This is a genomic window from Mesorhizobium sp. M0037, assembly GCF_040323635.1.
GTDB lineage: Bacteria > Pseudomonadota > Alphaproteobacteria > Rhizobiales > Rhizobiaceae > Mesorhizobium.
Genome location: NZ_JAMYVB010000035.1, coordinates 17,558 through 27,395, shown reverse-complemented (window position 1 = coordinate 27,395; position 9,838 = coordinate 17,558). Strand labels below are relative to the sequence as shown.

At 60.9% G+C, this 9,838-nt stretch carries 8 protein-coding genes and 3 pseudogenes; 9 read left to right on the top strand and 2 right to left on the bottom strand.

The window, feature by feature from the left end:
• From NKJ78_RS30175 to NKJ78_RS30145, 7 genes are all read left to right on the top strand, one after another.
• On the top strand, positions 1–3,518 hold a 3,518-nt coding region (locus NKJ78_RS30175; RefSeq protein WP_352562776.1), incomplete at its 5' end, for a beta strand repeat-containing protein.
• Positions 3,519–3,544: 26 nt separating this feature from the next.
• Entirely contained in the window at positions 3,545–3,913 is a 369-nt protein-coding gene (locus tag NKJ78_RS30170) for a hypothetical protein (protein ID WP_023738297.1), read from the top strand.
• A gap of 36 nt (positions 3,914–3,949) precedes the next feature.
• Complete coding sequence (locus tag NKJ78_RS30165; protein ID WP_023738296.1) at positions 3,950–4,705, top strand: lytic transglycosylase domain-containing protein; 756 nt, start codon at positions 3,950–3,952, stop codon at positions 4,703–4,705.
• Between the two features lie 98 nt (positions 4,706–4,803).
• Complete coding sequence (locus NKJ78_RS30160; protein WP_023738295.1) at positions 4,804–6,003, top strand: ABC transporter substrate-binding protein; 1,200 nt, start codon at positions 4,804–4,806, stop codon at positions 6,001–6,003.
• A gap of 13 nt (positions 6,004–6,016) precedes the next feature.
• A complete protein-coding gene (locus NKJ78_RS30155; protein ID WP_352461175.1) occupies positions 6,017–6,724 on the top strand; it encodes a thermonuclease family protein in 708 nt (235 codons plus the stop codon).
• 165 nt (positions 6,725–6,889) lie between these two features.
• Positions 6,890–7,642, top strand: coding sequence for a GGDEF domain-containing protein (locus NKJ78_RS30150; protein WP_023738294.1), 753 nt, complete (start codon positions 6,890–6,892; stop codon positions 7,640–7,642).
• Between the two features lie 77 nt (positions 7,643–7,719).
• Positions 7,720–8,736: an IS630 family transposase gene (locus NKJ78_RS30145; protein ID WP_023738293.1), complete on the top strand. Its 1,017-nt coding sequence runs from the start codon at positions 7,720–7,722 to the stop codon at positions 8,734–8,736.
• Here NKJ78_RS30145 and NKJ78_RS30140 read toward each other — a convergent pair.
• Positions 8,623–8,999 (bottom strand): annotated as a pseudogene (locus NKJ78_RS30140) (ABC transporter permease); the annotation flags it as partial. The gene NKJ78_RS30145 and the pseudogene NKJ78_RS30140 sit on opposite strands and share 114 nt — an antisense overlap.
• Positions 9,000–9,014: 15 nt before the next feature.
• Here NKJ78_RS30140 and NKJ78_RS30135 point away from each other — a divergent pair.
• A pseudogene (locus NKJ78_RS30135) lies at positions 9,015–9,305 on the top strand (GMC oxidoreductase); the annotation flags it as partial.
• Between the two features lie 152 nt (positions 9,306–9,457).
• Here the strand turns inward: NKJ78_RS30135 and NKJ78_RS30130 are convergent.
• Positions 9,458–9,622: a hypothetical protein gene (locus NKJ78_RS30130; RefSeq protein WP_023715648.1), complete on the bottom strand. Its 165-nt coding sequence runs from the start codon at positions 9,620–9,622 to the stop codon at positions 9,458–9,460.
• On the opposite strand from NKJ78_RS30130, the pseudogene NKJ78_RS30125 reads away from it, so the two are divergent.
• A pseudogene (locus NKJ78_RS30125) lies at positions 9,582–9,835 on the top strand (MBL fold metallo-hydrolase); the annotation flags it as partial. The gene NKJ78_RS30130 and the pseudogene NKJ78_RS30125 overlap by 41 nt on opposite strands.
• Positions 9,836–9,838 lie beyond the last annotated feature (3 nt).

Here is a 9,838-nt window from a genome sequence, read left to right as displayed (position 1 = left end):
TCGCGGTCGTCGTCACCGACGCCGACGGCGACAGCGCTCCAGCCGGCAATCTCGTCATCACCATCGTCGACGACGTGCCGACCGCGACGAATGACACCTGGGGGCCAACGATCACCGGTGCGACGGTCCTCACCGGCCTCCTGACCAATGACAAGTTTGGCGCCGATGGCGTCGATACGGACAACAGTCCGGTCAGCGGTCAGGTGACCGTCACTAACGGTGCTCACGGCACCGTCACCTACAACAACAATGGAACGTTCACCTATACGCCGACGGGCATCTATGTCGGCTCGGACTCTTTCACATACACGATCAAGGACGGTGACGGCGACACTTCGACGGCCACGGTGACCCTGAATGTGCAGACCAACACCGTTCCATCGGGTGGCGGGACTGCATCGTTGACATTGAACGAAGCCGCGCTCGACACCACGCTCGATGCTTCGGCGCCTGCGGATCTCCAAGCCGGGGCCGTGACCGGCACCAACCCAGGCAGCCGCGGCGAGACGGCGCAAGCAATCAGCGGCATCACCTTCACCACGACCGGCGAAGCCATTAATGTTGCATTCGCCAACCCGACCGGCGATCCAAACTGGGTGGCGCCGACTGTTTCTGGCCTAGCCTCTGGATACACAATCAGCTGGGCGCTCGTCGGCAACCAACTCGTCGGCAGTCTGATACAAACGGCCGGCAGCGTGAACCTCGGCGCATTCGTCTATCTGGCGCTGTCAAACACAAGCGCTGGCGCCAACAGCTCGTTGACACCGATCATCACCGCGACGCTGACTGACCAGCTCCAACATATTGCCGGCTCGGGCAACATCACCATTAACGGGCTTCAGGTGGTGGCCACCGACACCAGCGGTGATCATGTTTCCGGATCGGTCAATCTGACGGTACTGGACGACGCTCCGAACGCTTTCGTCGGCGATGGAATCTATTTGCCCGATTCATTGCACTCTACGCTGACTGAGCATCTGAATTTCGCCGCCGGCGCCGGCGCCGACGGCGTGGGGAATGTCGTGTTCAGCGTAACCGAGGGCGCGGCCGTTACAGACGCCAACGGCGCGAGCATCTTCCTCAACGGCGAGCAGCTATTCTATCACATTTCTCCCGATGGACACACGGTCGAGGGTCGGACATCGGCGGCAAATGGCAACGATCTCGGGTTCACGGCAACACTCAACCAGGCAAATGACACCTGGTCATTTGTATTGAACGGCACGATCTTCAATGGATCTCAATTCACGACGGCTGGCGCCACGGCCACCGGCGGCAACAATCAGGTGAATGCGTTCACCACGTTGACCAGCCCGGACACCCCGAACGATCTGCTGGTCACGGCCAACGGTAGCAACACGGTAAATACCAGCACCGGAAACTTCGGCGTTGGCAGCGGTCAGAGCATCGCAAATGGAGAGACGATCCGTTTCGATTTCGTGACGAACGCATCGACCAACGGAAGCCTCGCCGGGACCAGCTATACCGACCACTATGAAGTATCGAGCTTCACTCAAGGGCTAACCAAAGTGGTCGGCGGCACGGTTGATATCAAGATCAGAGCTTTGAATGTCGACAATGACAATAGTTTTGTTGGTGACCTCTCGGGGGAAACCGTAGCCACCGGGATCACGGTTGTCGTTGTGAACGGGTCCGGAGGGGCCGTACCGACAGTGACGTACGACGCGGTGACCGGTACCTTCGCGTTGCATGGAATGGACCAAGGCGACACTTTCACCGTTACGGCAAGTTCGGATCCGTTCAGTGCGGTCGAGATCTCGGGCGCCTCATCGGGGACTTTCAAGCTTGGGGCCGCTAGTTTCGCGACCGCCAACGCGGTTGACCCATTCGATATCAAAATCCCTGTCACAGGAACGGATGGCGATGGCGATACGGCGGCCGGCAGCGTGAGCGCACACCTGTACCCAACAACCTCAACCCTCGAGGGCAGCGGCAGCGCTGACAATCTGGTGGCGACCGCGACAAAGACCACGGTGCTGGGCCAGGACGGCGACGATCATCTGACCAGCATCAATGGACATGATACGATCCTTTCCGGAGGACAGGGTAACGATACCCTGACAGGCCTCGATGGAAGGGATACGCTCGACGGCGGTTCCGGCACTGACACACTTAGCGGCGGATCGGGCGCGGACACCATGACAGGTGGAACCGGTGCCGATACCTTCCTGATCGGGGCTGGGGACTCCACACCAGTCATCGGTGGATCAGGCAACACCGGCACTATCTCCGGCTATGACATCATCACCGACTTCGTTGCCGGCACCGACAAGTTGAGCCTGCCTGGCACGCTCGTGTCAGCTACCGCCGGCGCGGTTGACGGTGCGGGAGATTCCGTATTAACGATCGGCGGAGATACGGTTGAATCTCATTCGGTCGCGAACGGGATCGCCAGCTTCTTCGGGACCGATCTCGGCGGTTCGCCTTTGGTTATCACCACAACGTCAGGCGTAGCTGCGGCAGTCCAGTATCTAATGGGCACAGACATCGGAAACGCCGGAGCGACGCTCGCCTTCATGGCGACGATCTCGGGGGTAAATCACACCTTCGTCTACACGCAGACTACCGCGAGCGCAGGCGTCGGAACATTGGTCGATCTTCAGAACGTCACGGTAGCGAACTTGAACACCTTGATCGGCGGATCGATCGATCCCATCATCCTCGATATGAATCATGATGGCTTCGCCTTCTCCGACGTCAGCCATGGGGTCCAGTTCGACATGAATGGCGATGGCACGAAAGAACAGCTTGCCTGGAACACATCCCATGACGGCATGCTGGCCATCGACCTCAACCATGACGGCAAGATCGACGACGGCACCGAACTGTTCACGCCAAGCTTCGGCGGCGGCAACTTCGCAGGCGGCGCGGCGGCACTTGCATCGCTCGACAGCAACCATGATGGCCTCATCGACCACGATGACGCGGCATTCGACAGCTTGCTGATCTGGAAAGACGCCAACGCCAACGGCATAAGCGACGCCGGGGAGTTGTCGAACCTCGCCCATAACGATATTACTTCGATCGGCACGACAACGTCCTCCGCTGTCGGCGAAATCGATGGGCAGACCGTGACCGGCAGTGGGACCTTCCAGATGGCCGACGGGACGACCGGCAACTATGTTGAGGTCGAACTCGACACCTCGCTCGTTGCACCGGCAGAGCCGACCGTCGCTTCCGATGGGACAAAGACCTTCGCCATCGGCTCGCTCGAGGTTGCAGACCTGATCGCCGACTTCCACAACGGCGACCAGCTTGATCTTTCCTCGTTGCTCAAGGGCTTGGCTGGCGTCACCGATCTCGTCGGCGGCGGCTTCGTGGAGATCGCGCAGTCCTCGGCCAATGCGGCCAATGCCGAGGTCAAGGTCGATACCAACGGCGGCGGCGACAACTATCATACGGTCGCCGTGCTGGAGAACTACACATTCCACAGCGCCGCCGATGCGGTGAAGATACTTTACGATGACAGCCACGGCACCAAGACGGACGTGGCCTAAGGGGCGAAAGGGACGGGGTGAGGAGCATGACCAGAATTTTGCGAGTGACTTTCGGGGCCGGGCTGCTGTCGTTATGCGCGACAGGACTGCAGGCTGCCGATATTATCGAAGGGCCGGTGGCCGACTATTGCCGGACCGTCGGCACATCCAACCTGGTGCTGAACGACAACATCGTCGATCTAAAGTCCGAGGTGGTGAAGCTGATGGACGAGTCGGTGGCCGTCGCCAACAGCTCGGAATGGATCAATTCTTCGCGCCCCGCCTTCATCTGGGCGTCGGAAGCCAAGGTCGCCTGCGGCATGGCCTATGGCTACCTCAAGACGAACTACAAGGACGAAGACACCCTCAACAAGTGCGAATGCTTCCACGACCGCATGGTCGAGTACATGAACTGACCGGAAGGGATCCGGCAGTGCCGGTTGGCTGACCCGATGGTCGGCGGACGATTGACGAGGGCGATCGCCGGAGCGATCGCATTGACCGGTTTTGGCCAGCTTGCCACGCAAGCCCGCGCCAACTGGCTGGAACGACCTAGCCTGGCGAGACCAGCACCGTTCGGCTTGAGGCGGCCGGTTCGCTGCGACGCCGCCTCCGAATGGACTCGCGCGACATTCAAGGCGTTTGCGACATGCCAGGCATCGCTCTACGGCTTGGAACCGGTGCTGGCGCACGCGGTGATGGAGATCGAAAGCGGGTTCGATCCCGATGTGCACGGCGCCGATGGTGAGGTCGGGTTGATGCAGGTAATGCCCGCGACGGCCCGAATGCTGGGCTTTCGTGGCTCGCTCGACGAGCTTGGCGCGCCGGCGACCAACATCGCGCTCGGCGTCAGATATCTGGCGCAGGCAAACAGCCTTGCCGCAGGCGATCTCTGCACCACCGTCATGAAGTATCGTGCCGGGCACGGTGAAACCCGGTTCTCCGAACTTTCGGTCCGCTACTGCCGGCGTGCGCGTGCAATCCTGGCGAGAGAAGGTTTTGCGGTGGCCGGGCCATTGCCGGTGGCGACGTTCGGATTCTCCGCATTCCCGACAGCAGGAGACGATGGTGCCCCTGCCCCGGCGAGGCGGATTTGTGTGCGCCGACTGTTCGTGCCGGGCCCGCGATACATGAAATGCGCGGACTATCGAAGCGCCGGGCAAGCCAGAATGATCAAGGCGCTCCGGGCAAGACTTTTCGACGGCTGAGCCATAATCCAGCAATTGCAAAGACGGCGAGGCAAGTCTGCCGTAAGATGAACGGATGAGACCGGGACAAATACCCGGCGGGATATGAGGGAGGCATCATGGATTCTGGCCGGCAGCGACACGGTTTGTGGACGTGGGCGATCGTCTTTGCGTTCGCGGGCATGGTGTCGGGCTGCCAGTCGAAAGGCAGCGTCTCGGACGCGCTCGATCCGGCGGCGATCGCCGCACCCGGAGCGCCGGCCGCCGGCACCGCTGCCAGCCCGGCCCAAGCCACGCGATCGCTCGGCACCGGGTCGACGAAGGTCACGATGCTGCTGCCTTTGTCGGCCCCGGGCAACGCCGGCGAAAACGGCCGGAAGATGCTCGATGCGACCAAGCTGGCGATGGCCGACCTTGGAAATGTCCTGCTCACGATTACGGTCGAGGACACCAAGGGCGACAGCGCGCACGCCAGCGAATTGGCTGTGAAGGCGATCACCACTGGAACCAAGATCGTCATCGGCCCGGTCGAACTCGCGGCCGCGCAGCACATAGCCAAGCTGTCGGGATCGAAGCGACCGCCGGTGCTGGCGTTGGCCGACAATTTCGCTGGCGGCCCGGGCGTCTATGCGGTGCGCCTCAACGAGGCCGACAGCGCGGCCGCGGGCGCAGCCGGCCTGGCGGCCAAAGGCAGCAAGAAGTTCGTGTTGCTCGTTGCGGCGGGCGCGAATGCCAGCGTGGTTGAAAAGCGGGTCGCCAACAGTCTCAGCATCTATGGCGCGACGCTCGCCGTCACCGTTCCGTATCCGGCCGGCGATGGCGGCACCAAAGTGGTCAATGATGTGGGCTCGCTGGTCGAGGCTCCCGATGCCATCATCATCGCCAGCGGCGACGACAATCCGGCGCCGATCCTTGCGGCGCTCAAAACGAAAGGCATTCCTGGAGAAGCAATTGCCGTCGTTGGAACCAACCGCTGGCTGGAACATCCGATGGAGCCGCTGTTTGAAGGCTCCTACATCGCCACGCTCGACCCAACGGAAACCGGCCCGATCGCCGACCGCTTCAAGACGACCTACAATTATCCAGCCGACGCCAATGTCGCCTACGCCTATGATATGGTCGCCCTGACAGCAGGAATTGCAAGTTCGGCCGGGCCTGACGGCTTCAGCAAGCAGGTGCTCGAAAATCGGAGCGGATTTCGCGGATCGACCGGCCTGTTCCGGTTTCGGGCGGATGGCTCCAGTGAGCGATCCATGCCCTTCTATCAGGTTCAAAAAGGTGCACTCAAGCTGGTCGCCAAATCGACATCGGGGTATTGAGGGGCAAGGAACCTTGCTTGAGTTGATGGGCTGGCTGAGGCACAATCGCTTGATAGCGCTCGGAAGCCTGCTCCTCCTGGCCGGGGTCTTGTTGATCATCCGGGCCGCAGATCTGCTTCCGAACAATCGGCCAGCGCCACGTCAATCCATCGATCATAGCCAGGCAATGCGACCACCTCCGAGCGCCGCCAATACGCCATGGCGAGGACGGGCACGCAAGATTGCTCAGGACCTTATCGCGCCGCCACAGCTTGATCCGGCGCAAATCGAACGGGTCGAGCCGCGCCCGCCGCTCAGCGACCTTGGTCTGGCCGCGCCTGCAGGGATGCGAATGCCAAAGGATTGGCCAGAGGTCTTGCTTTTCCAACCGGTTGCCACCTCGTCGGCAACCTTCGAATCCATGGGGCGCAAGGTAGTCGTCAGCGGGATCCAAGGCATTGACCTGGACGAGACCTGTTCCTTTCGCGGCGTCGCCTGGCCTTGCGGCCAGCGTGCGCGCGCGACGTTCAATTCCTGGCTGCGCGGCCGGGCGCTGAAATGCGTCGTGCCGCCGGAAATCGATCGTTTTGTCATTGGGGCACCGTGCAGCTTGGGCAGGCAGGATGTCGGCGCCTGGCTTGTTTCCAATGGCTGGGCGACGGCCTTGGCGAGTGGCATCTATGGCAAGGCGGAGGCAGTGGCCAGAGACGCGGAGATGGGGATATTCGGCCCGCCACAATAGCCGACAATTCAGTGTCTTTGCTTTTGCCGCCGTAGCCTTGCTTTTGAAGGCCTGATTTCGGGCCAATGGTAGGTGATTGCGCCATTACTAAAATTGTATGTTTCCTCGAAACTGAAAGTGCAGCACCTTGGCCTTATGACAGCCGATCAGGCGGGAGATTGGCTAATGATGACACCAATGGCGAATAGCTCGCCCCGGCAATGGAAAGATATCGCATGGCTGACTGCCCTGGGTTCGGCGGGAATTCTGCTCCTCTCGGTTGGCCTAAATTATCTGCTTCTGTTCTCGGAAGCCTTGACGCCGTTTGGCCGCAGCATGGTCACAGCGATCCTGTTGCCGGTCATCGTCGGTGGCCCACTTTTCCTGTTCATTGGCCTGCAGCGGACCGAGCTCGTCCGTTATCGAAGGGAACTCAACAAGTCGGCGACCTTTGACAGCCTGACAGGCTGCCTCAACCGGACGGTCTTCACGTCGATGGTCGAAAGGAGAGCAACCAGGCCAAAATCGTCTGGTCCAAGATCTGGCGCCTTCCTGGTCATTCATCCCGAACACATCAGGTCCATCAATCTGCGCTTCGGCCTTGGCTGGGGTGACGAAGCCTTGCGGCTCATAGCCTCGACCATCCAGTCATCGGTACGCAAGGAAGATCTGGTGGGCCGGATCGGAACCTCCATGTTCGGGGTCTTTCTGCCCGGTGCGACAGAAGACGACGCTAGGGAGATCGGCGAGCGTATCCGGGCGCGCGTGGCCCAAGCCTATTTCGCGCCAAAAGGAACCGCGGATACGCTGACCATCAGCGTCGGCGGCGTGGTGTTTGAAAACGAGTTGGAATTCGAGGACATGTTCCGATCGGCGGAATCGCTGTTATCCGGCGTCGAACGCCAGCCTGGATTTCAATTGTCGCACCTCCACAACTAGAGCCTGTCGCGATTTAAGGGATTCAGGATTCCCTTTGGTTTGAGTTCGTGATTCATTGCGGTTGAAAGGAGACCGCGGTGGGCAAGCCGCTACCGCTTGAGTTGCGTCAGCGTGTTGTTGCGTATGTCGATGAGGGGCATGGTCACCGCGAGGCAGCGCGCCATTTCCGCGTTTCGCCTCGCTTTGTGAACAATCTGATCAACTTGCGGCGGCAGACCGGTTCGCTTGAAGCGCGCCGGCAGGGCCATGTGGGCGGCGGCAAGCTTGAGCCGCATGCCGAGTTTGTGCGTTTGCGATTGGCCGAGACCGGCGAACTGACGCTGGATGAGCTTTGCGTCGAACTGGAGGTGCGTGGTGTGAGCGTGCACCGCTCCAATGTCGGGCGCCTGCTCCATCGCCTTGGGCTCAGTCATAAAAAAACTCTACTGGCCAGCGAGCAGCAGCGGGCCGACGTGCGCCAGGCGCGTGAGCTGTGGACCGGGCGGCGAAAGCGCTTCTTCAACAAGGCTTTGGCGCGGCTGATCTTCATCGATGAGACGTCGACCAACACCAAACTGACCAAACGCACCGGCTGGGCGCCGAAGGGCGAGCGCTTCAGGACGCATGCGCCCTTCGGCAAATGGCAGACGCAGACCTTCATCGCCGGGCTACGATGCCACGGTCTTGTCGCGCCGTGGATCGTCAACGCGCCGATGAATGGCGCCATCTTCGAACACTACATCGAAACACAGCTTGCTCCCCAACTGTCGCCCGGCGATATCGTCATTCTCGACAATGTCGGCTTCCACAAGAACGAGCGCGCCGCACAACTGGTTCGCCAAAGGGGCGCTTGGCTCCTGTTCCTGCCGCCATACTCACCCGATCTCAATCCGATCGAGATGGCCTACTCAAAACTCAAGGCGCGGCTGCGAAAGAAAGCGGCCAGAACCTTCGACGCACTCCGCCAAGCTCTCGGCGACATCTGCCACCTGTTCGAGCCAGCCGAATGCAGAAACTTCTTCAAGGCTGCCGGCGGCGATCGCGTAGAGCTCGTAGAAATTGCCGTGCGAGCTTGGCAGGATCGAGCGTGTGTACATTGCGAGAAAGATGGATGACAGCGCCGTCAGCCCGGCGCAGATCACATAGGCGCAGATGATAACCCGGCCGGTACGGATTCCGGAAAACCGCGCGGCCTCTTCATTTTTGCCTACGGCGTAGAGATATCGTCCGAAGGCGGTACGGTGCAGAACGACCTCACCGCCGCCAGCACGAGCAGGAAGACAAAAGAATGAGGAATGGGAATGGAGGTGTAGGCGTTGTTGATAAGAGCCGAGACCAGATCGGTGCGACCGGTGGTGAGATATTCCAGATCCTCGAAGCGGGTTTCGTAGGGCAGGCGGTGATCGCCGAGGAGCTGTCGCCGGGCGGGGCCGCCGACCTTTCCGATCAATCCATAACAGACCACATCCTCGAACATGCCAAGACGGTCTATCACCCCTGCGGCACCTGCCGGATGGGCACCGATGACCAGGCGGTGGTCGACCCGCAATTGCGCGTGCGCGGCGTGCCGCGCCTACGCATCTGCGACGCCTCGATCATGCCGCGTCCCATCAGCGGCAACACCAACGCGCCGGTGATCATGATCGCCGATCGGTGCGCCGATTTCATCCTCGGCAGCGCTTAGCGAGAAACGGGCAGCCCAGAGAAATCCAGGCTGTTTTGAGACGGTGTATCTGTCCAGCGCATGCAGCGACTTTGTCGCGACCGAAACCGGACAGCTTGACGCCGCCGGGCGGCACGGTGATGTCGGCGCCGCCATACATTGCATAGGTCCTATCAAATCGAGACTGGGATAGCGATGCCAACGCGCTGCTGTTGGCCGCCAGAAAGCTGGTGCGGATACGCCTGGAGAAATTCAGGCGATGCAGGCAGCTTCACCAGACGCAGCAGTTCCAGCAGCATCCATGACGGCGCCGAAGTCGCGCCCGGCTTCCAGATCATCGCTGCGCCGGCCACACGCCCGGCCACTCGGTCTACCTCGCAAACTACGGCAAGGAACAGCGCATGATTTCGGGCGACACGATGTATGTGCCAGCGCTGCTGGCGCCGCATCCGGAGTGGCAAGGCAGCTACGACCAGGACGGGCCGATGGCGATCACCACGCGGCACAAGCTGATCGATCGCGTGATCTCCGACAACATCCGGATCTCGGGCGGG